Here is a 23,529-nt window from a genome sequence, read left to right as displayed (position 1 = left end):
CTCGTGTCCGTCATCAGGAAAGGCCGAGTTCGTTGTCGATCAGGTCGAAGAGCTCGTCGTCCGAGGCCGCGCCCAGGTCGACGCCCTCCGCCTCGGGCTGCTCGCCCGACTCCGCCCAGCGGGCGGTGAGGGCCTCCAGGCGGGCGGCCACCTGGGCGCGCAGTCCGTCGGGTGCCCCGGGCGCGCCGGCCGTCCCGGCCGTGGCCGCCAACGCCTGCTCCAGTCGGTCGAGTTCGAGCAGGACCGGCGGCACGGCCACCGAGCCCGCCAGGCCCAGCCGGTCGCGCAGGTACTCGGCGACAGCGGCCGGAGTCGGGTGGTCGAAGACCAGGGTGGCCGGAAGCCGGACCCCGGTGGCCTCGGTGAGGCTGTTGCGGATCCGCAGCGAGGTCAGCGAGTCGAAACCGACGTCCTTGAACGCCTGCGCGGGCTTCACCGTCTCGTCGATGCTCTGGCCGAGCACCTTGGCCGCGCCGGCCCGGACCAGGTCCAGGAGCAGCCGCAGCTGTTCGGCCTCGCCCACCGCGGAGAGCCGGCGGAGCAGGACCTCGCGGCCGTCCCCGGCGGGCGCGCCGGTGGCGGCGGTGCGGCGGGGAGTGCGGACCAGACCGCGCAGCAGCGGGTCCAGCTCACCGCCCGCCGCCTGCTTGCGCAGGGTCTCCCGGTCCAGCCGGGTCGGCACCAGCAGCGCCTCCGGGGAACGCAGGGCCGCGTCGAACAGCGCCAGCGCCTCCTCCGTGGGCATGGCCGCCAGTCCGCCGCGGGCCAGCCGGGCCCGGTCGGCCTCGCCCAGGTGGCCGGTCAGGCCGCTGGCCTGCGCCCACAGGCCCCAGGCCAGCGAGACCGCCGGCAGGCCCCGCTCACGACGCCACCCGGCCAACCCGTCCAGGAAGCCGTTCGCCGACCCGTACAGGCTCTGCCCGGCGCTGCCGAACACGCCGGCGCCGGAGGAGAAGAGTACGAAGGCGGTGAGGCCGAGGTCCTTCGTCGCCTCGTGCAGGTGCCAGGCCGCGTCCGCCTTCGGCGCGAACACCTCGTCCAACCGCTCGGCAGACTGCGCCTCGAACACACCATCGGCCAGCGCCCCGGCGGTGTGCACCACGGCCGTCAGCGGACGGTCCGTCGGCACACCGGCCACCAGCGCGTCCACCACGGCGCGGTCCGACACGTCGGCCGCCAGCACCTCCACCGACGCACCCAGTGCCTCAAGCTCCTCGACCAAATCCGCCGCACCCGGCGCCTGCGCGCCGCGACGGCTCACCAGGAGCAAGTGGCGCACCCCGTGCGACTCCACCAGGCGCCGGGCCACCAGACCGCCAAGCGTCCCCGTGCCACCGGTCACCAGCACCGTCCCCGCCGGATCCAGCACCGGACCGGCCCCGGACGGCAGCTCGACGCGTACCAGGCGCGGCACCACCGCTCCCCCGTCGCGCCAGGCCACCTGGGTCTCGCCGGACGCGAGGGCGTCGGCCACCAGCGAGGCGGTCGGCACCGATCCGTCGGTGTCCACCAGGACGATCCGGCCCGGGTGTTCGAGCTGCGCAGTGCGGACCAGACCCCGGACGGCGGAGGCCGCCGGGTCCGCGGCCGCGTTCGCGGTCAGGACGGCGAGCGGGCGGGCGGAGTCACCGGCCAGGTGCTCCTGGATCCCGCCGAGCGCGGCACCGGCCAGCGTGCGGGCCGCCTGCGGTGCCGACAGCCCCTCGGGCGCGCGGGTCAGGTCGAGCACGTCCACCTCGGCGACCGGGCCCGCCGCCCTGGGGAGGTCGGCCGGCGCCCAGTCGAGGCGGTACAGGTGCTCGGCGGCGGCGGCGCGGGCGGTGGACAGCCGCTCGGGCGCCACCGGCCGCAGGACCAGCGCCCCGACGGCGCCGACGGGCCGGCCGACCGGGTCGGTCAGCGCGAAGGAGAGACTGTCCGGGCCCTCCCGGCGGGAGTGCACCCGCAACGCGGTGGCCCCGGACGCGTACAGGGCCACGTCGTTCCAGGCGAACGGCAGCAGCACCTCCCCCGGTCCGGCCACCGGCGCCGCGCCCAGGTTGGCGGACTGCAGGGCGGCGTCCAGCAGGGCCGGGTGCAGTCCGAACCGCCCGGCGGAGTCGGCCAGTTCCTCCGGCAGCGCGACCTCGGCGAAGACCTCCTCGCCGGAGCGCCAGGCGGCCCGCAGACCGCGGAAAGCGTCGCCGTACTCGTAGCCGGCCTCCGCCAGCCGCTCGTAGAAGCCGTCCACCGCGACCGGCTCCGCGCCGGCCGGCGGCCATTGCTCGTAGCCGAACCCCGGTGCGGCCTCGGCCGCCAGGAAGCCGGTGGCGTGCCTGGTCCAGGCGCCGCCCTCGGCATCCTCGGGACGCGAGTGCACGTGCACGGCCCGGCGGTCGTCGTCGGCAGCGGCCGGATCGACCGTGACGCGGACCTGGACGGCGCCGCGCTCGGGCAGGATCCCGGGGGCTTCGACGACCAGTTCCTCCAGGCGGCCGAGGCCGGTCTGCTCCCCTGCGCGCAGGGCGAGTTCGAGGAACGCCGCCCCGGGCAGCAGGACCGTCCCGGAGACGGCGTGGCCGGCCAGCCACGGGTGCGAGCGGATCGACAGCCGTCCGGTGAACACCGCTCCCCCGTCGGGCAGTTCGACCAGGGTTCCGAGCAGCGGGTGCTCGGCGGCGGCGACCCCGAAGGCGGTCACGTCACCGGTGGAGGCGACGGGCTCCAGCCAGAAGCGCTGATGCTGGAAGGCGTAGGTGGGCAGCTCGGAGGGGTGGAGGGCGCCGGCCTCGGCGTAGGCGGAGGACCAGTCGACGGGGATGCCGCGGACGTGGAGTTCGGCGGCGGCGAGCAGGACCCGGTCCCAGCCGCCGTCCTCGCGCCGCAGGGTCCCGGTGACGACCGTCGGCGCCTCGACGGCCTCCTCCAGCGCCTCGATGACGGCGTTCGCGAGCACGGGGTGCGCGCTGATCTCCACGAAGGCCCGGAAGCCCTCGCCCGCCAGCGTCCCGACGGCCTCGGCGAAGCGCACGGTCTGCCGCAGGTTGCGGTACCAGTAGCCCGCGTCCAGCTCCGGACCCTCCAGCCAACGGTTCTCGACCGTGGAGAGGAAGGGCACTGTAGCGGGCTGCGGCTTCACCGGCCTCAGCAGATGGGCGAGTTCGGCCTCGATCGACTCGACATGAGAGGTGTGCGAGGCGTAGTCGACGGCGATGCGCCGTACCCTCACGCCCTGCTCCTCGTACGCAGTCACCAGGGTGTCCAGGCCGGCCGGGTCACCGGCGACGACGACCGAGGACGGACCGTTCACGGCCGCGACCTCCACGCCCTCGGGCAGTGCACGGCTCACCTCTGCGAACGGCCGAGCCACCGACACCATGCCGCCGCGTCCGGCCAGACCCCGCGCGATGGCCTGCGAACGCAACGCCACCACCGCCGCCGCGTCCTCCAGCGACAGGATCCCGGCCACGTGCGCCGCCGCGATCTCCCCCTGCGAATGGCCCACCACCGCATCCGGCACCACACCCAACGACGCCCACAACCGCGCCAGCGCCACGTTCACCGCGAACGACACCGGTTGCACCACATCCACCCGCTCCAACGAAGCGGACCCCGGCACCTGGTTCACCACATCCAGCAACAACCAGTCGACATAAGGCTCCAAGGCCTTGCCGACCTCACCGAGAGCCTCGGCGAACACCACCGACTCGGCCAGCAACCGCCGACCCATCCCCACCCACTGCGAACCCTGACCCGGGAACACGAACACCGAACGACCACCCACCTCCGCCCGACCGGACACCAGCCCGGCCGCGCCCTCGCCCTCGGCCAGGGCTCTCAGGGTGTCGACGAGCGCGGCCCGGTCGGCTCCGACGGCGACGGCCCGCTCGGGGAACCGGGTGCGCGCGGTGACGAGGGCGCGGGCGGTGGCCGCGAGGTCCGGCTCCGGCTGCCCCTGCGCGTACGTCGCGAGCCGCGCGGCCTGCTCCCGCAGAGCCGCCTCCGAGGTGCCGGAGACCACCCAGGCCACCGGACCGTCCCCGTCGGCGACGAGGGTCGCGGCCGGCGGATCCACCGGCTCCGCCTGCTCGAGGATCACGTGGGCGTTCGTCCCGCTCACGCCGAACGCCGAGACACCGGCCCGGCGCGGGCGGCCGACCTCCGGCCAGGACCGCTGCTCGGTGAGCAGGGCGATGCCGCCCGAGGACCAGTCGATGTGCGAGCTGGGCGCGTCCACGTGCAGGGTCTGCGGAAGCACGCCGTGGCGCAGCGCCTCGACCATCTTGATCACGCCCGCCGCGCCGGCGGCGGCCTGGGTGTGGCCGATGTTGGACTTCACCGACCCGAGCCAGAGCGGCTGTTCGGCCGGGCGGTCCTTGCCGTAGGTGGCGAGCAGGGCGTGTGCCTCGATCGGGTCGCCGAGCGGGGTGCCGGTGCCGTGCGCCTCGACGGCGTCGACGTCGGCGGCCGTCAGTCGGGCATTGGCGAGCGCGGCGAGGATCACCCGCTCCTGCGAGGGACCGTTCGGGGCGGTGAGGCCGTTGGAAGCACCGTCCTGGTTGACGGCCGAACCCCGGACCACCGCCAGCACCTCGTGCCCCAGCCGCCGCGCGTCCGAGAGACGCTCCAGCAGCAGCAGGCCCACGCCCTCGGACATCCCGAACCCGTCGGCGGCGTCGGCGAAGGCCTTGCTCCGGCCGTCGGTGGCGAGACCGCGCTGCCGGGAGAAGCCGACCAGGCCTTCGAGCGTGGACATCACCGAGGCGCCGCCGGCCAGGGCGAGCGTGCACTCCCCCGCGCGCAGCGCCTGCGCCGCGAGGTGCAGGGCGACCAGGGAGGAGGAGCAGGCGGTGTCGACGGTGATCGCGGGCCCCTCCAGGCCGAGGGCGTAGGAGAGGCGGCCGGAGAGCACGCTGCCAGCGTTGCCGGTGACCAGGTAGCCCTCGTCGGCGGCGCCGCCGGTGCCCTGGGTGCCGTAGTCCTGGCCGTGGGTGCCGATGAAGACGCCGGTCGGGGTGGCGCGCAGGGCGGTGGGGTCGAGTCCGGCACGCTCCAGGGTCTCCCAGGCGACTTCGAGCAGCAGCCGCTGCTGCGGGTCCATCGCCAGGGCCTCGCGCGGGTTGATGCCGAAGAAGGCGGCGTCGAAGTCGGCGATGCCGGGCAGGAATCCGCCGCCGCGCACATAGGTGCGGCCGGGGGCGTCGGGGTCGGGGTCGTAGCTGCCGTCGAGGTCCCAGCCCCGGTCGGTGGGCAGGCCGGTGACGGCGTCGCCGCCACCGGCGACGAAGCGCCAGAGGTCCTCGCCGGAGTCGAGGCCGCCGGGGAAGCGGCAGCCGACGGCGACGATCGCGATCGGCTCGTCCTCGGTCCCGGCGGCCTGTGCCGCAGGGGCGGCGGGGGCCGCGGGGGCCGGTTCCTCGTCGACGAGTTCGGTCGCGAGGTGGGCGGCGAGGGCCTTGGGTGTCGGGTAGTTGAACACCAGGGTGGCGGGCAGGCGCAGGCCGGTGACGGCGCCGAGGGCGTTGCGGAGTTCGACGGCGGTGAGCGAGTCGATGCCGAGTTCCTTGAACGCCTTGTCGACGTCCAGCGCCGCGGCGGAGCCGTGGCCGAGGACGGCGGCGGCGGTGTCGCGGACCAGGGCGGTCAGCAGCTCGTCGCGGTCGGCGGCGGAGAGTCCGGCGAGCCGCCGGGCGAGGGTCCCGGCGCCGTCCGCGGCGGTGCGGGCGGCGGCCCGCCGCAGGGCGCGGGGTGCGCGGGCGGCGGGTGCCAGGTCGCGCAGCAGCGGCGGGAGGTCCTCGGTCCGGACGCCGGTGACGTCGAGCCTGATCGGCACCACGGCCGCGGGCCCGCCGGTGAGTGCGGCGTCCAGCAGGGCGAGGCCCTGCGCGGCGGCGAGGGGGCGGGTGCCGACCCGGGCCATCCGGGCGAGGTCGGTGTCGCTCAGCCGGCCGCCCATGCCGGCGGCCTCGGCCCACAGGCCCCAGGCGAGCGACACGGCGGGCAGTCCGAGCGAGCGCCGGTGGGCGGCCAGGCCGTCGAGGAAGGCGTTTCCGGCCGCGTAGTTGCCCTGGCCGGAGCCGCCGAGCACGCCGGAGGCGGAGGAGTAGAGCGCGAAGGCGGCCAGGTCGAGGCCGGCGGTGAGTTCGTGCAGGTGCCAGGCGGCGTCGACCTTCGGGCGCAGCACACTGTGCCACTTGGCGGCGTCCAGGGCCTCGACCACGCCGTCGTCGACGATCCCGGCGACGTGGACGACACCGGTCAGCCGGTCGGCGAGGGTGTCGACGACGGCGGCCAGCGCGGTGCGGTCGGCGGCGTCGACGGCCTCGGCGCGGACCAGGGTGCCGTTCGCGGCGAGTTCTTCGAGCAGGTCGGCGGGCACGGCGGAGCGGGAGAGGAGCACGAGCTCTGCGACGTGGTGGACCGCCGCCAGGTGGTGGGCCACCAGGCGGCCGAGGCCGCCGTTGGCGCCGGTGACCAGGACGGTGCCGCCGGCCAGGGGGGACGGCGTGCCGTCCGCGGGGGCGGGCCGGGCGGCCGGGCGGCGCAGGCGGGCGACCAGCCGTCGCCCGTCGCGCAGCGCCAGCTGCGGTTCGTCGCCCGGTACGGCGGCCACCGCCCGGGCGGCCCCGGCGGGGTCGGCGGCCGGGTCGTCGGCCTCGACGAGCACGAAGCGGCCGGGGTTCTCCGACTGGGCGGTACGCACCAGGCCCCGGACGGGTTCCTGGACGAGTTCGCCGCGCCGGATGACGACGACGAGCCGGGAGTCGGCCGTCCGGTCGTCGGCCAGCCAGGTCTGGAGCGCCCGCAGGACGTCGTGGCCGACGGCGTGGGCGCGCTCGGGCACGGTGTCGGAGGGGGCGCCGACGCCGACGGGCAGGACCACGAGCGGCGGCAGGGCGCCGTCCTCGGGCAGCTCGCCGTGGAGGGCCCAGTCGGCGGGCGACAGGGCGGCCCCGGGTGCGGCCTCGGGTGCCGGGACCCAGTCGACCTCGAACAGGGCCGCGTCGTCCGCCGGACCGGCGGTCAGGGCGCGCGGGTCCACCGGCCGCACGGTGAGGGCCTCGACGTCCACCACGGGGGCGCCGGTGTCGTCGGCGGCCCGGACGGTGAGGGTGTCGGGGCCCGCGGGGGTGACGACCACGCGCAGCGCCTCGGCGCCGACGGCGTGCAGGCGGACGCCGGCCCAGGAGAAGGCGAGCCTGGGCACGGCGGCGCCCGGGAAGAACCCGGCCTCGCCGAGCGGGTGGAGGGCGGCGTCCAGCAGGGCGGGGTGCAGGCCGTAGTCGGCGGTGTCCGAGGTGGTGTCCGGCAGGCGGAGCTGGGCGTAGAGCCGGCCGTCGGCGAGCCAGGCGGCCTCGACGGCGCGGAACGCGGGGCCGTAGGCGACGGTGAGCCGGCCGTAGAGGCCGTCGAGGTCGAGCGGACGGGCTCCGGCGGGCGGCCAGACCGTCAGTTCGTCGGCGGTGGCGGGCTCCGGGCCCTCCGGGGCGAGCGTTCCGGTGGCGTTGACCTGCCAGGGCAGGCCGGTGCCGGTGCGGGTGAGCAGCCGGACGGTGCGGCGGCCGTCCTCGGCGTCGCCGACGTGGACCTGGAGGTCGAGGCCGCCGCCGTCCGGGACGACGAGCGGGGCGGAGACGGTCAGTTCCTCGACGGTGGGCGCGCCGAGCCGGCGGCCGACGTGGGCGAGGGCGTCGAGCAGCGCGGTGCCGGGCAGCAGCAGCGCGCCGCCGACCCGGTGGTCGGCCAGCCAGGGCAGGGTGCGTTCGGTGATCCGGCCGGTGAAGACGGCGCCCTCCTCGGCGCCGAGCAGCAGTTCGGCCTCCAGCAGCGGGTGGCCGGCCTTGTCCAGTCCGACGGCGGAGAGGTCACCGGCGGCGCGGCCGGGCCGGAGCCAGTAGCGCTGGTGCTGGAAGGGGTAGGTGGGCAGTTCGGAGGGGCGGACGGCGCCGGCCCCGGTGTGGGCCGTGGACCAGTCGACGGGGATGCCGCGGACGTGGAGTTCGGCGGCGGCGAGCAGGACCCGGTCCCAGCCGCCGTCCTCGCGCCGCAGGGTCCCGGTGACGACCGTCGGCGCCTCGACGGCCTCCTCCAGGACCTCCACCACGGCGTGCGCCAGCACGGGATGCGCACTCACCTCCACGAACGCCCGGAAGCCCTCGCCCGCCAGCGTCCCGACGGCCTCGGCGAAACGCACGCTCTGCCGCAGGTTGCGGTACCAGTACCCCGCGTCCAGCTCCGGACCCTCCAACCAGCGGTTCTCCAGGGTGGAGAGGAAGGGGATCGTGGCGGTCCGGGGCTCCACCGAGCCCAGCAGCTGGGCGAGTTCCGCCTCGATGGACTCCACGTGCGCGGTGTGCGAGGCGTAGTCGACGGGGATCCGGCGCACCCGGGCGCCGCGCTCCTCGAAGGCGGCCACCACGGTGTCCAGACCGGCCGGGTCACCGGCGACAACCACGGAGGACGGCCCGTTGACGGCCGCGACCTCCACACCGTCGGGCAGTGCGCCGCTCACCTCTGCGAGCGGCAGCCCGATCGACACCATGCCACCGCGTCCCGCCAGACCCCGCGCGATGGCCTGCGAACGCAACGCCACCACCGCCGCCGCGTCCTCCAGCGACAGGATCCCGGCCACGTGCGCCGCCGCGATCTCCCCCTGCGAATGGCCGACCACCGCGTCCGGCACCACACCCAGCGACGCCCAGAGGCGGGCCAGCGCCACGTTCACCGCGAACGACACCGGCTGCACCACATCCACCCGCTCCAGCGAAGCGGCACCCGGCACCTGATTCACCACATCCGACAACGACCAGTCGGTATAGGGCTCCAGCGCCTCCGCGGCCTCCTCCAGGGCCCGCGCGAACACCGCCGACTCGGCCAGCAACCGCCGACCCATCCCCACCCACTGCGAACCCTGACCCGGGAACACGAACACCGAACGACCACTCACCTCCGCCCGACCCGACACCAGCCCGGCCGCGGCCTCGCCGTCGGCCAGCGCCCGCAGCCCGCTCAGCGCCCGCGTCCGGTCGGCGGCGACCACGACGGCCCGCCGTTCCAGCGCGGCCCGGGAGCCGGCGAGCGCACGCGCGACGGCCGGTGCCTCGGCGACGGGCCTGGCCCCGGCGAACTGGGCGAGCTGGTCGGCCTGTTCGCGCAGGGCCTCGGGGGAACGGGCGGAGAGCAGCCAGGGCACCGGGGTGCCGGAACCGGCGTCGAGTTCGCCGTCGAGTCCGACGGGCACCGGCCGGTTCGCCGGCTCCTGGGCGGGGGCCTGCTCCAGGATGACGTGGGCGTTGGTGCCGCTGACACCGAAGGAGGAGACGGCGGCGCGGCGCGGCCGGTCGACCTCCGGCCAGGCCCGCTGCTCGGTGAGCAGGGCGACCGCGCCGGACTCCCAGTCCACCTTGGTGCTGGGCACGTCGATGTGCAGGCTCTTGGGCAGCACACCGTGCCGCAGCGCCTCGACCATCTTGATCACACCGGCGACACCGGCGGCGGCCTGGGTGTGGCCGATGTTGGACTTCAACGACCCCAGCCAGAGCGGCTGTTCGGCCGAACGGCCCTGACCGTAGGTGGCCAGCACCGCCTGCGCCTCGATCGGGTCGCCCAGCGAGGTCCCCGTCCCGTGGCCCTCGACGGCATCGACATCCGTGGGAGTCAGCCCCGCGTTGGCGAGCGCGGCGAGGATCACCCGCTCCTGCGAGGGACCGTTCGGAGCCGTCAGACCGTTGGACGCACCGTCCTGGTTCACCGCCGAACCCCGCACCACCGCCAGCACCTCGTGCCCCAGCCGCCGGGCGTCCGACAACCGCTCCAGCAGCACCAGACCCACGCCCTCGGCCCAGGCGGTGCCGTCGGCACCGTCCGCGTAGGCCCGGGCCCGGCCGTCGGCGGAGAGCGCGCGCTGGCGGGAGAACTCGACGAAGGACGTCGGCCGGGCCATGATCGCGGCGCCGCCGGCCAGGGCGAGCGTGCACTCGCCGTCGCGCAGCGCCTGCGCGGCCAGGTGCAGGGCGACCAGGGAGGAGGAGCAGGCGGTGTCCACCGTCACCGACGGACCTTCGAGACCGAGGGTGTAGGAGATGCGGCCTGAGGCGACCGAACCGGCGTTGCCGGTGCCGAGGTAGCCCTCCAGGCCGTCCGGGACCTCGGCGAGGTCGGTGGCGTAGTCGTGGTACATCAGCCCCGCGTAGACACCGACCGGCTGCCCCTTGAGCGAGGTCGGGTCGATGCCCGCGCGCTCCAGCAGTTCCCAGGAGGTCTCCAGCAGCAGCCGCTGCTGCGGATCCGTCGCCAGCGCCTCACGCGGCGAGATCCCGAAGAACGCGGCGTCGAACCCGCCCGCGTCGTGCAGGAATCCGCCGTGACGGGCGTAGGAGGTCCCGGGGACGGCCGGGTCCGGGTCGTACAAGGCGTCGAGGTCCCAGCCGCGGTCGGCCGGGAAGGGGGTGATCGCGTCGGTGCCCTCGGCGACCAGCCGCCACAGGTCGGCCGGGGAGGCGACGCCGCCGGGCAGCCGGCAGGCGGCGCCGACGATCACGACGGGGTCGTCGGCGGGCGACACGGTGCGCGGCACGGGCACGGGCCGGGCCGCGGTGGCCGGACGGCCGGTCAGCGCGTTCAGCAGGAAGGCCGCGACGGCCGTCGGGTTGGGGTGGTCGAAGGCGAGGGTGGCGGGCAACCGCAGGCCGGTGGCGGCGGTGAGGCGGCCGCGCAGCTCGACGGCGGTGGCCGAGGTGAAGCCGAGGTCCTTGAACGGGCCGTCGGGGCGGATCGGGTCGGGACCGTCACCGGCCAGCCCGGCGGTCTCCGCGAGGACGAGGTCGAGCAGCTCGCGCTGCCGGTCGGCGGCCGGGCGACCGGCCAGGCGGCGGCGCAGTGCGGCGGCGGTCGCGGTGTCCGGGGCGCTCGGGCCGGCCGGGGTGTCGATGAGGTCGCGCAGCAGGGCCGGGACGTCCTGCGGGGCGAGGGCGTCCAGCCCTTCGGGGTCGAGCCGGAGCAGCAGCAGGGAGGTGTGGTCGGCCAGGTGGGCGGCGTCGAACGCGGCGGCGCTCTCCTGCGCGGTGAGCCGGCCGAGACCGGGCGGCACGGGGCGTCCGTCCCCGTCGGCGGGGCCGGTGATGAGGGCGAGGCCGGGCAGGCCGTGGCGGCTGCGGTGATGGGCGAGGGCGTCGAGGAACGCCGCGGCGGCGGCTTCCCCGGGGGCGCCCGGGGTGCCGAGCGGTCCGACCGTGGGGGTGTGCACGACGAAGGCGGACAGCTCGGTGCCGGCGGTCAGTTCGTGCAGGTTGACGGCGGCGGCGAGCGCGGCGCCGAGGCCGGGGAAGGCCGCGCCGGGGGTGTGGACGACGGCGTTGAAGCGCGCGCCCGGCCCGGCCAGCCAGTCCGCGAGGGCGTCGCGGTCGGCGAGGTCGAGGGCGCTGAGGGTGGTCTCGGCGCCGGCGGCGGTGAGCCGTGCGGCGAGTTCCGCGGCCGCCCGGTCGGCGGGGCCGTGGGGGCTGGTGAGCAGGATCCGGCGCACGCCCCGGCCGGCCACCAGGTGGTGGGCGACGGCGGCGGCCGCCGGCCCGTCGGCGCCGGTGACCAGGACGGCGCGGCGCGGGTCGAAGCGGGCGCCGGGCTCGCCGTGGGCGAGCGCGGCGGACACCCGGGCGGCGCGCGGGCGCAGCGCCACGCCGGAGCGGACGACGAGTTCGGGTTCGCCGGAGGCGACGGCGGTGGTGAGGGCGTCGGCGGCGTTCTCCTCCGCGTCGAGGTCGACCAGCAGGAACCGGCCGGGGTTGGCCACCCGGGCGGCCCGGACCACACCGCGCAGCGCGGCCTGGACGAGGTCGGTGGCACCGCCCGGTCCGGCGGCGCCCCGGGTGACGACGGCCAGCACGGTGTCCGTGAGCCGTTCCTCGGCGAGCCAGGCGGTGAGCTGTCCGTCCAGGGCGCGCACGGCGTCCTCGACGTCGGCGGCGAGCGGTCCGGGGGTACGCAGGCCGGTGCCGGCGCCGACGCCGAGCACGGCGGCATCGGGCAGCGGGCCGGACGCGGCCAGCGCGGCCGGGTCGGGGTGGCCGGCGGCGCCGAGGGCGTCGGCGAGGCCGAAGCCGTCCGCGCCGAGCACCGCCCAGGTGCCGGCGGCGGGGCGGGCGCCGGGGACGGAGGAGAGCGGTAGCCAGTCGACCCGGAACAGGTGCTCGTAGTGGCTGCCGCCGGCCGCCCGCAGCCGGGCGGGCGCGTCGAGCAGCACATGCCGGGTGATCTTGCCGGAGGCGGTGCGCGGGATGCGCTCCGTCTCGTACAGCTCCTCGGGGACCTTGAAGTAGGAGAGCCGCTCCCGGCAGGCGGCCAGCAGGGCCTCCGGGTCGAGGCCGCCGGGGCCGGGCACCAGGAAGGCCACCGGCACCTCGCCGAGCACCTCGTGGGGCTTGCCGACGACGGCGACGTCCGCGACCCCGGGCACGCCGCGCAGCACCTCCTCGACCTCGGCCGGGTGGATGTTCTCGCCGCCGCGGATGATGAGTTCCTTGATCCGGCCGGTGATGGTGAAGTAGCCGGAGCCGTCGCGCCGGGCGAGGTCGCCGGTGTGGTACCAGCCGCCGCGCAGCGCCTGCTCGGTGGCCTCGGGCTGGTTGTGGTAGCCGAGCATCACGCTCGGGCCGCGCACCCAGACCTCGCCCTCCTCCCCGTCCGCGACGTCCAGGCCGGTCCCGGCGTCGACCAGGCGCACGCCCAGGCCCGGGACGGGCAGGCCGCAGGAGCCCTCGACGCGGGCGCCGGTGGGCCAGTTGACGGTGATCGAGCCGCAGGTCTCGGTGGAGCCGTAGGCGTCGATGAGCGGCGCGCCGAACGCCTCCTCGAAGGAGCGCCGCAGCGTCGCGGTGGTCATCGCGCCGCCGACCAGGCACATCCGCAGCGCCGGCGCGGTGAAGCCGTCCTCCCGGGCGGCGCGCACCAGTTGCTGGTACATGGTGGGCACACCGGCCAGGAAGGTCGCGGACTCCTCGCGGACGGCGTCCAGGACGTCCCGCGCGGCGAAGCCGTCGAGGATGCGGGCGGTGGCGCCGACGGCGGTGACGCTCAGCACGCAGGCGATGTGGGAGAGGCTGTGGAACAGCGGCAGCGGCCAGACCACCCGGTCCCCGGCGCTCAGGCCGGGCACCGGCACGTAGCAGGCGGCCACCGACCAGAGGCAGTTGCGCTGGGTGGACAGCACGCCCTTGGGCCGGCCGGTGGTGCCGGAGGTGTAGAGCATCCAGGCGGGGTCGTCGAGGCCGAGGTCGTCGCGCGCGGGGGTGGCGGGGTCGGTGGTGGCCAGGGTCTCGAAGGAAAGGGTGCCGGCCGGGACGGGGCCCTCCCCGGTGACGATCACCCTCAGGTCGGCCCGGGCGCGGGCGAGGGCGTCCAGGCCGGCTGCCCGGGCGGCGTCGGTGATGACGACGCGGGCGCCGCTGTCGTCGAGCAGATGGGTGAGTTCGGCCTCGGTGGCGTGCGGATTGAGCGGGACGCCGATGGCGCCGGCGCGCAGGATGCCGAAGTACGACTCCACCACCTCGACGCTGTTGCCGAGCAGGATCGCGGCCCGGTCGCCGGGCTGGAGCCGCAGGTCGGCGAGGTGGCCGGCGAGCCGGCCGGTGCGGGTGTGGAGCTCGGCGTAGGTCACGCCGCGGACGGCGTCGCGGAACGCGGTCCGGTCCGAGCTGTCGCGGGCGTGCTCGGCCAGCAGTTCGGGCAGCGGCCGGATCAGCTCGGTGCGCAACATGCCGTCACTTCCTTGGGTCGGTTCGGGTCGGGGTCGGGTCGGCGTCGGGGCAGCTCGGACTCGGGGCGGCTCGGGCTCGGGGCGGCTCGGGCTCGGGGCGGATCGGGCCTGGAGCGGGGCATTCGGTTTCCGCCCGGCACCCGGGGTCGGCGGCGGCGGTCGGGGAATTCCGCTTCCGGTCCGCTTTCCCCCGTACGGGGCCGCCGCATTTCCGGGCCGCGTTTTCCGGGAAGCCTTTTCGGGGCGGCCTTTCCGGGGCCGCCGTACGCGAATTCCCGCCGGTCACAGTCTCGTACGGCGGGGGCTCCCGGCCGCCCCTATCCGACCCCCTATACGGGCCCTATTCACGGGAGCGGGGAGCGGGGGCGGCGGCCGCACCGCGGCCGGGAACCGCGCCGCCCCGCCGGGCGTGGGCACGGCGGGGCGGAGCGGGGCGGAGCGGGGCGGAGCGGGGCGGAGCGGGGCGGAGCGGGGCGGAGCGGGGCGGAGCGGGCGGACCGGCCGGTGGGGCGGCCGGACGGTCCGGACCCGCAGCCGGTCAGGCCGGTCAGTGGGCCGGGGCGGGTTCGGGCAGCAGGGTGAGCAGGTCGGCGGGCCGACGCAGCACCGCGTCGGGCCGTTCGGCGAGCAGCGCCGCCTCGTCGGTCTCGCCCCACAGCGCCGCGATCGCGCCGACCCCGGCGCCCCGGGCGCTCGCCAGGTCGGTGACGGCGTCACCGACCATGACGGTCCGTTCGGCCGGCACGTCCAGCAGTTCCAGGGCGCGCAGCACGATGTCGGGCGCGGGCTTGGCCCGGGCGACCTCGTCGGAGCCGAGCACGTGGTCGAAGTGGTGCAGCAGGCCGAGCTGGTCGAGCAGCGAGCGGGCCCGGGGGCCGCTCTTGCCGGTGGCCACGGCCAGCCGGATGCCGCGCCGGTCGAGCTCGACGAGCAGTTCCCGCGCCCCCGCGTGCACGGTGACCTCCGGGGCGAGCCGGTAGCTCTCCCGGACGAAGGGCTCCTCCAGGGCGAGCGGCAGCCCCATGATCCGCATGATGTCCGGGAAGTAGCGGCCCAGGTGGCGGCTGTACTCCTCGAACGGCGGGTTGCCGTCGCCGACCACCTCCTCGTAGGCGGCGAGGAACGCCCGGCGCATCACGTCGAAGCTGTCGACGATGACGCCGTCGAGGTCGAAGACCACGGCGCGCAGCGGGAGGCGGTAGGCGAGTGCGTGCCCGTCGGGCCCGGTGGTCGGGGCGGTGACGGTGGGCTGGTCGATCGGCATGGGATCTCCATGGGACGAGGGGCTGCCCGGACGGGTGGCCGGGCCTGGCGCCCCGGGGCCGACGGGATCGGCACGGCCTCCGGGGCCGGGGCACGGGGCTGCTCGGTTCGAGCCGCGGCTCGACAAGGAGTGGCCGGGACGGCGGGGACGGCGGGGACGGCGGTCGGGCACCGACGGCAGTCGAACGGCTACGACGGTCAGAGGGCGAGGGCCGCGGCCTCGTCGGCGAGCCGCGGCCGCGGGGCGCGGGCCGCCTCGTAGAGCCGCTCGATGACCGAGATGGTGTGGTGGGCGCGGTTCACGGCCGCGCCGCGCGAGGCCGGGTCGGCGAGCAGGGCGGGCAGCTCGTCGAGCTGGCGCACGTACTCGGTGCCGACGTCCTCCCCGGGCAGCGGGACCTCGGTGGTGACGCCGTCGCGGGTCCGGGTGAGGCGCGGGACCCGGCGGTTCGGGCTGAAGCCGAAGGTGCACTCCAGGGTCGCGGAACCGGTGGCGCCCTCCACCGTGATCCGGGTGGTGTCGACGGGCTCGTGGGAGGCCCAGCTCGCCCGCACCGCCACCGAGACGCCGGTGTCGGTGAGCAGGAAGCCGCGGGCGGTGTCCTCGACGTCGCCGGCACCGTCCGGCCCGTCGGTGCCGCGCCAGCCGGCGCCGCGCCTGCCGTCGTTGACGAAGTCGGCGGAGAGCGAACCGAGCACCGACGGGAACCGGACGTCGCCGCCGAGCACGGCCTGGGCCGTGTCGAGCAGGTGCCAGCCCAGATCGACCAGGGCGCCGCCGCCGGAGAGCCGCCGGCTGGTGAACCACCCGCCGGCGTCGGGGACACCGCTGGCACGGACCCAGGCGAGGTCGACGTGGCGGATCGGGCCGAGGTCCGCCGCCAGGTCGGTCAGAGTGGCGACGTCCTGCCGGTAGCGGGCGGCACTGCCCGCCAGCAGAACGGTCCCGCCGGCACGTTCGGCTGCGGCCAGCCGGTCCGCCTCGGCGGCGCTGAGGCAGACCGGCTTCTCCAGGAACACCGGGATGCCGCGGGCGAGCAGACGCTCGGCCACCGGGGTGTGCAGGTGGTTGGGCACCGCGACGACCGCGAGGTCGACGTCGGGGCCGAGCAGGTCGGCGTCGGCGAGGAGGGCGGCGCCGGACGGCACGTGCTCCGCGCCGCCGGGGCCGGGCTCGACGACGGCGGTGACCCGGTAGGCAGGATGGGCCGTCAGGCGGGGCAGCCAGATGGTGCGGCCCGCCCAGCCGAGGCCGACGACCGCCACCCGCACCGGGGCGGCCGGCCCCGGTCCGGCGGTGCTCACCCGCGCGTTCACACCGCGGCCAGGGCGTCGGCGATGATCTGCGCGGTGTCCTCGATCGCCTGCCCGCTCGCGAGGAGGGTGCGGTGGTGCAGCCAGATGCCGTCGGCGGTGAGCGCCTCGCTGTTGGGGCAGGCCTCGGCCAGGGCGTCGACGGTGGTGTCGGGCGCGGCCGACTCCCAGAAGCCGTCCGAGCGGTAGATGGCGCGGAACACCACGAACGCGGGCAGGCCGCGCGCGATCAGGTCGTCGACCAGGGCGTTGCGCCGCTCCTCGCCGAGGCCGGGCACCCGGAACATCGCCATGTAGTGCGGGACACGGTCGGCCCGCTCGTCGTGGCCCTGCGGCACCACGCCGGGGATCTCCGTCAGCAGGCTCTTGAGCTGCTTGGCACGCTCCTCGCGGACGTCGATCTGGCTGTCCAGGCGGGCGAGCTGGGCGCGCAGGACGCTCGCGGAGAACTCGTTGAGCCGGAAGTTGGAACCGGAGGTCTGGTGGTAGTACTTCCGGTCCGTCGGCGGGCGGCCGCAGCTGTGCCGCAGGAACGCCTCGTCGTACTGCGCGCTCTCCGGGAAGGTGACGGCGCCGCCCTCGCCGGCGGTCATCAGCTTGCCGTTCTGGAAGCTGAACGCGGCGATCGAGCCCAGCTCGCCGACCCGGCGGCCGCGCCAGCGGGCGCCGTGGGCGTGCGCGGCGTCCTGCACGATCGACACGCCCGAGTCGGCGGCGAGCTTGTCGAGGGCGTCCAGGTCGGCGATCTGGCCGGCGATGTGGACGGGCATGATCGCGCGGGTCCGCGGGGTGATCGCGGCGGCGGCCGCCTCGGGGCTCAGGTTGTAGGTGTCGAGGTCGACGTCGACCGGCACCGCGGTGGCGCCGAGCCGCTGGGCGGCCTGGGAGGAGGAGATGAAGGTGAACGCGGGCACGATGACCTCGGTGCCCGGGCCGACCCCGAGCAGCTGGAGGGCGATCTCCAGCGCGTGGGTGCCGTTGGTGACGGCGAGCGCCTTCGCGGCGCCGTGGTAGTCGGCGAACTCCTGCTCGAAGGTGTCGACCTCCTTGCCGCCCATCCGCCACCACTGGCCCTGCTCCAGTGCCCGGAGCAGTCCTTCGCGCTCGGCATCGTCGTACTGCGGCCAGACCGGGAACTCCGGGGCCGGACGTCCTTGGGCAGTCATGATTCCGCGCAGCCTTTCCTGTAGGGGGACCGTGGAACTGGAACGGCACGCTAACCCAGGAAATGCGGCCCGTCACCTCCCCTACCCACCCCCCTAGAAAGCCCTTGTCCTGCAGTTCGGCGGCCGTCCGAGGGGTTCGCCGGGGAAACTCGCTGCTATAACCGGAATATGAGCGAACTGCTATTGCTGAACGGCCCCAATCTCGGAATTCTCGGCCGTCGCGAACCGGAGGTCTACGGCACCGACACCCTGGCCGACATCGAGGCCGCGGTCGCCGCCGAGGTGGCCGGCCGGGGCTGGAAGGTGGTCTCCGTCCAGCGCGAGTCGGAGGGTCAGCTGATCGAGGCCGTGCAGGACGCCTGGGACGGCTCCGTCGGGGCGATCGTGAACCCGGGCGCGCTGATGATCGCCGGCTGGGGACTGCGCGACGCGCTCGCCGCCTATCCGCGGCCCTTCGTCGAGGTGCACCTGTCCAACGTCTGGGCGCGGGAGTCCTTCCGGCACGAGTCGGTCCTGGCCCCGCTCGCCTCGGGCGTGATCGTCGGGCTCGGCGCGCTCGGCTACCGCTTGGCCGCGCAGGCGCTGCTGGCGAAGGTCCCGGCGTCCTGATGGGCCTCGCGACGGGCACCGCCCCGGGAGACACCACGGCGACGCCGCAGGCCGCGACGGCGCAGGGCCCGACGGTCCAGGGCTTGACAGCCCAGGCCCCGACGGCCGAGGCCCCCACGGCCCAGTCGCCGGCAGCCTCCCGGGGTGTGCTCGGCATCGACATCGGCGGCACCAAGGTGGCGCTGCGCGCCGAGGACGGCCCGCCCGGCGGGCCGGTCCGCACCGAGGAGGCCGTGCTGCGCTGGCCCGGCGCCCGGGTGGCCGGCGCCTACGCCGACTGGACGGCGCTGGCCGGCACCGTCGCCGGCCTGCGCGAGCGCTGGGAGGGCGACTTCGCGGCCGTCGGGGTGGCCGTGCCCGCGACCGTCGGCCCGGACGGCCGGGTGCTCGCCTGGCCGGGCCGCCCCGGCTGGCGCGGCTTCGACCTCCTCCCGGCGCTGCGGCGGCTCTTCCCCGACGCCGCACTGGCCTGGGCGGACGACGGTGATCTCGCCGCGCTCGCCGAGGCGGAGCACGCCGGGTCCCGGCACGTGGTCTACCTGGGTGTCGGGACGGGAGTCGGCGGCGGTGTCGTGCACGATGGCGCGCCGCTGCCGGGCCCGGGGCGCGGCTCCTGCGAAGCGGGGCACCTGATCGTCGACCGCCGGGGCCCGGTCTGCGACTGCGGGCGGTGCGGCTGCCTGCAGGCCACCGCCTCCGGTCCGGCGACCCTGCGGCGCGCGGAACTGCTGCGCGGCACGCCGGTCGAGTACGCGGAGCTGCGGACCGGGCTGGCCGAGGGCGCACCGTGGGCGGTGGAGGCCGTCGAGGAGACCTGTGCCGCGCTGGCGGCGGCGGCCGTCTCGCTCGGCGAGCTCTTCCACCCCGAACTGACCGTGCTGGGCGGCGGGTTCGCCGAGGGACTGCCCGGCTTCGCGGCGCGGGTGCAGGCGCACGCCGCCGCGCTGGCCCGCCCCGGCGGCCCGGCCCCCGCGATCCGGCCGGCCGTGCTCGGCGGGCTGTCCTCGCTGCACGGCGCCCTCGCGCTGGCGCGGCTGCAGCCCGCGTCCTGACACCGCTCCACCGAGCGCCACCACACCGACCATCCCTGGGAGCCGAGTTGACCACCACAGAACCCGCCGTCCGCACGGCGACCCCCGTCCGCACGGACGGCGGGCTGCGACGCATCGACGTGGAACTCGGCGACCGCGGCTACCCGGTGCTGATCGGCCCCGGCGCCCGCCACCGGCTGGCCGGCGTACTCGCGGGGATCGGCGCCCGCCGGGTCGCGGTGGTCAGCGCCCGGCCCGCCGAGTGGCTGCCCGACACCGGCCTCGACACCCTGGTGGTGGAGGCGAAGGACGGCGAGGAGGGCAAGTCCCTCGCCTGGGTGGCCGAACTGTGCAGGCGCTTCACCGCGTTCGGCCTGGGCCGGGCGGACGCGGTGGTCTCCTGCGGCGGCGGCACCACCACCGACGCGGTCGGGCTCGCCGCCGCCCTGTACCACCGGGGTGTGCCCGTGGTGCACCTGCCCACCTCGCTGCTGGCCCAGGTCGACGCGAGCGTCGGCGGCAAGACGGCGGTGAACCTCCCGGAGGGCAAGAACCTGGTGGGCGCGTACTGGCAGCCGTCCGCCGTGCTCTGCGACACCGACTACCTCAGCACCCTCCCGCCGCGCGAACGCGTCAACGGCTACGGGGAGATCGCCCGCTGCCACTTCATCGGCGCCGGGGACCTCCGTCACCTGCCGCTGCCCGAGCAGATCGCCGCGAGCGTCGCCCGCAAGGCCTCCGTGGTGGCCGCCGACGAGCGCGACACCGGACTGCGGCACATCCTCAACTACGGCCACACCCTGGGCCACGCGCTGGAACGCGCCACCGACTTCCGGCTGCGCCACGGCGAGGCGGTCGGCATCGGCACGGTCTTCGCCGGCCGACTGGCGGGCGCCCTCGGCCGGATCGGCCCCGGGCGGGTCGCCGAGCACCACGAGGTGGTGGCCCACTACGGGCTGCCGACCGCGCTGCCGCCGGAGGTCGGCACCGGGGCGCTGATCGCCCTCATGCGGCTGGACAAGAAGGCCGTCGACGGGCTCTCCTTCGTCCTGGACGGCCCGCGCGGCGCCGAACTCGTCAGCGACGTCCCCGAGTCACTGGTCGCCCGCGCCCTGGACGCCATGCCGCGCGCCACTCGGGAGGCCTGAGGTGCCCCTTCCTCCCTCCGTGCCGATCTCCGTGCCGATCTCCGGGCACACCCGGCTGTACGCGGTGCTCGGCGACCCGATCGCCCAGGCCAAAGCACCCGCGCTGCTCAACCGACTCTTCGCAGCTAACGGCGTGGACGCCGTCCTCGTCCCCGTCCACGCCCCGGCGGACCGGCTGGACGAGGTCGTGCGGGGGCTGAAGGCCGTCGCCAACCTGGACGGCCTACTGGTCACCGTCCCGCACAAGCTGGCGATGTGCGGGCACGCCGACGAACTCAGCGACGCCGCCGCCCTGCTGGGCAGCACCAACGCGCTGCGCCGCGAGCCGGACGGCCGCTGGTACGGCGACAACTTCGACGGCGCGGGGTTCGTCCGGGGCCTGGCCGCCGCGGGGCACCCCCCGGCCGGGCTGCGGGTGGCGCTGGCCGGCGCCGGAGGTGCGGGGCTCGCCATCGCCGCCGCCCTGCTCACCGAAGGAGCCGCCGCACTCACCGTCACCGATCCCGACCGGGGCCGGGTCAACGCCCTGCTGGAGCGGCTCGGCACCCGCTGGCCCGACCGCGTGACCGCCGCCCCGCACCCGCCCTCCGACATCGACCTCGCGATCAACGCCACCCCACTGGGCCTGCACCCGGCCGACCCGCTCCCCTTCGACCCGGCAGCACTCGCGCCCGGCACACTGGTCGCCGACATCATCATGACGCCCGCCGAGACCCCCTTGCTCCGCGGCGCCGCCGCCCTCGGCCTCACCACCCACCCCGGCATCCACATGCTCACCGAGCAACTGCCGCTCTACCGCTCCTTCTTCCGCCTTCCGGGATAGCCGCCGCTCTTCCGGTACCGCCGGCGATCCCCGAACGGGCAGGCGCCTCCCACGACTTCACCCCGGACGTGTTCCCCACTGCCCTGTCGTCCGCATCCCTGGCAGCATCCTTCGTGGGGCGTCGGGGAGGCGTCCGTCCACGGCGATCCCGGGAGGCGGCCATGAACGCTCGAACCAGGAGGACAAGGGGTCCGGACCGCTCACTGGTGCAGGCTCTGCTCGTCCTGGCGGGACTGGCCGCCACCGTTGCAGGCTTCGTCTGGTTCGCCCGGGCCGACATCCGCGTGTACGCCTACCGCAACGCCCCGGCGTGCAGTGCGGCGGAGCAGCGCCCCGGTGCGAGCTGCGTACGGCACGAGACGGGCAGGGTGACGGCAAAGAACGTCCACCCCGGCGCCGGCCCCGGCGCGGCGAACCCGTCGGCCGGCCACACGGTGACCGTGGCACGCGCGGCGGCCCCCGAACGGGGCTACGAGGTTCCCGAGGCATTCTACGACCGGGTAAGGGTCGGCGCGGAGGTCGACCTCACCGTCTACCGGGGGCGGGTGGCCGCGCTCACCCACCAGGGTCACCGCACCGACAACCAGGACGTGTCCTACCTCGTCTCGTTCGGAGTCCCCCTCCTGATCGGCCTGGGCTCGGCGGTCACCACCCACGGCCTGGCCTGGTCACGCCCGGGCCCGCGCGCCGCCCGGTTCGGCACCGTCGCCGTCATCACCCTCGTCCTCGCGTTCATCGGCTCCCTCTGCTTCGTGTCCCTGCCGATGCCTTCCGCCGTCCTCGTGACCGTCCCCGTCCTCCTCTGGCTGATCACGACCGCCGCCTGCACCGCGCTGGCCCGGAACTTCTGACACTCCGTGCCCGAGGCCCGGCAGAACCAGGCCACCGATCCGCACCGTCGACGCGGCTCCGAGCACGCCGGGCTCGTCTCCGAGCACCACCTGACAGTGCACCACTGACTTGACCGGGATCCTGCCGCGAACGCGCCTGCGGCGTGTGCGAATCGCGTTCCGGGACAGTTTGCGGAGGGCGTACCGTGCCGATCCCGAGAGTCCCCGGAGGGGCACACAGTGCAGGGTGGACCGCCCGGCCCGCCACGGGGTTTCCCTCGATGACGAGGGCAGGCCTCAGGGCAGTCGACGTGCCTCGATCACGCACATCGGACCCTCCGTGGCCCGTACCCGTTCCAGCCGGAACCCGGATCCTGCCAGCAGACGGCGCCAGTCCCCGGTCGTGCGTTCCCGGCCGGCAACCAGGCCGAGCATCGTCAGGTCGAGCAGCTGCGCCACCTGTGGAGCGGGGCCGACGTCGAGCACCGTCTCGACCAGGACCAGGCGCGCGTCCGCGACGGCCGCGGCCTCACGGATCCGGGCGAGGATCCGCGCGGCCTGCTCGTCCGACCAGTCGTGCAGCACGAAGCAGGCCAGGTAGCAGTCACCGGACGGCACCTCGACGAAGAAGTCCCCGCCGACCACCGAGATCCGGTCCCCGACCCCCCGTGCCCGCACGACCGCCTCGGCGCCACGCACCACATGCGGCAGGTCGAAGACGACCCCGCGCACGGCCGGGTACCGCTCGGCCAGACCGGCCAGCACCGTACCGTCGGCACCGCCGACGTCCACCACCGTGCCCACCCCGTCCAACTCGACCCTGGAGAAGGCATGCTGCCGGACCGCCAGGGTGAAGTCCGCCATCGCGGCGGTGAACGTGGCGGTACGCGCGGAGTCCTGGCCGAGCCAGTCGAAGAAGGGCCGACCGAAGGCCAGTTCCGCAGCCGGTACTCCCGTCGTCGCCGTTCCCCAGAGTTCCGCGAACGGCGCGTAGTGGGTCTCCATCCAGGCGAGGGCGATGCTGCGCACCGAGTCCGCCCCGCCGGTGACGAGGGTGTGACCGAGCGGGCCGAGTGCGACCACGTCCTGCTGCTGGTCGAAGGCGAAGACGTCCTCCGAGCCGAGCACCCGCAGGATCCGGCGGAGCGGATCCGGGCGGAGCCCGACGGAGTCCGCCAGGACTCCCAACTCGACCGGCCCGTCGAGAAGTCGGTCGGCGACACCGGCGCGGGCGGCGACGTAGAGAGCCTGCGAAACCTGGAACCCGCCGAGCAGGCGGAGGGTGGCGACGGCAGGAGCCTGGGTGGTCATGGACGCCATGCTAGGGAAGCCGGGGCCCCGGCCGCCCCGATCCGACGTCCCGAACCCCCGGACGGAGCAGCGGCTCGCCGTGACAGCAGGCCACCGGCGAGGTCGAGGTCCTGGCCGACGGGATCCTGCACGAGCTTCGCCGTGACCGTGCACCTGGTCGACGCCATCGCCCGCCGCACTCGCGGGACTGTCGGTGCCGCGGGCGGCCCTTGACCTCAAACAGGACGCCTCATCTCCGCTTCTCTTCACTGGCATGATTTGTGCTCATGTGATGCCTTTTCCCGGATGAATGATGCGGCTCCGAG

The 23,529-nt window shown here is 75.6% G+C and carries 10 protein-coding genes; 5 read left to right on the top strand and 5 right to left on the bottom strand.

Annotated features, from left to right (window positions below):
- Window positions 1-13 precede the first annotated feature (13 nt).
- The 4 genes from BLU95_RS45345 to BLU95_RS37375 form a co-directional block, all read right to left on the bottom strand.
- Window positions 14-13,729, bottom strand: coding sequence for a type I polyketide synthase (locus BLU95_RS45345; RefSeq protein WP_093863908.1), 13,716 nt, complete (start codon window positions 13,727-13,729; stop codon window positions 14-16).
- Between the two features lie 547 nt (window positions 13,730-14,276).
- The gene (locus BLU95_RS37385) at window positions 14,277-14,993 is read right to left on the bottom strand and encodes an HAD-IA family hydrolase (RefSeq protein WP_093863907.1); all 717 of its coding nucleotides are present in this window, start codon (window positions 14,991-14,993) and stop codon (window positions 14,277-14,279) included.
- A gap of 197 nt (window positions 14,994-15,190) precedes the next feature.
- Window positions 15,191-16,297, bottom strand: a complete 1,107-nt coding sequence (locus BLU95_RS37380) for a Gfo/Idh/MocA family protein (RefSeq protein WP_231978088.1) — start codon at window positions 16,295-16,297, stop codon at window positions 15,191-15,193.
- A gap of 8 nt (window positions 16,298-16,305) precedes the next feature.
- Window positions 16,306-17,472 (bottom strand): DegT/DnrJ/EryC1/StrS family aminotransferase, encoded by a 1,167-nt coding sequence (locus BLU95_RS37375; protein WP_093863906.1) that lies wholly within the window; start codon window positions 17,470-17,472, stop codon window positions 16,306-16,308.
- A gap of 168 nt (window positions 17,473-17,640) precedes the next feature.
- Between BLU95_RS37375 and BLU95_RS37370 the strand changes: the two genes are divergently transcribed.
- The 5 genes from BLU95_RS37370 to BLU95_RS37350 all read left to right on the top strand — a co-directional run bounded on the left by BLU95_RS37370 (window position 17,641) and on the right by BLU95_RS37350 (window position 21,934).
- Entirely contained in the window at window positions 17,641-18,081 is a 441-nt protein-coding gene (locus BLU95_RS37370) for a type II 3-dehydroquinate dehydratase (RefSeq protein WP_030397945.1), read from the top strand.
- 83 nt (window positions 18,082-18,164) lie between these two features.
- A complete protein-coding gene (locus tag BLU95_RS37365; protein ID WP_231978087.1) occupies window positions 18,165-19,133 on the top strand; it encodes an ROK family protein in 969 nt (322 codons plus the stop codon).
- Window positions 19,134-19,237: 104 nt separating this feature from the next.
- Complete coding sequence (locus BLU95_RS37360; protein ID WP_093865414.1) at window positions 19,238-20,260, top strand: 3-dehydroquinate synthase family protein; 1,023 nt, start codon at window positions 19,238-19,240, stop codon at window positions 20,258-20,260.
- Window positions 20,261-20,279: 19 nt separating this feature from the next.
- Complete coding sequence (locus BLU95_RS37355) at window positions 20,280-21,083, top strand: shikimate dehydrogenase family protein (RefSeq protein WP_197698663.1); 804 nt, start codon at window positions 20,280-20,282, stop codon at window positions 21,081-21,083.
- A 161-nt stretch (window positions 21,084-21,244) separates the two neighbouring features.
- Window positions 21,245-21,934: a hypothetical protein gene (locus BLU95_RS37350; RefSeq protein WP_159425169.1), complete on the top strand. Its 690-nt coding sequence runs from the start codon at window positions 21,245-21,247 to the stop codon at window positions 21,932-21,934.
- A 276-nt stretch (window positions 21,935-22,210) separates the two neighbouring features.
- On the opposite strand, the gene BLU95_RS37345 is transcribed toward BLU95_RS37350, so the two are convergent.
- Entirely contained in the window at window positions 22,211-23,224 is a 1,014-nt protein-coding gene (locus BLU95_RS37345) for a methyltransferase (RefSeq protein WP_159425168.1), read from the bottom strand.
- Window positions 23,225-23,529 lie beyond the last annotated feature (305 nt).

Origin of the sequence: Streptomyces sp. TLI_053, assembly GCF_900105395.1 — a bacterium.
GTDB lineage: Bacteria > Actinomycetota > Actinomycetes > Streptomycetales > Streptomycetaceae > Kitasatospora.
This window is presented reverse-complemented; position numbering and strand designations above follow the sequence as displayed.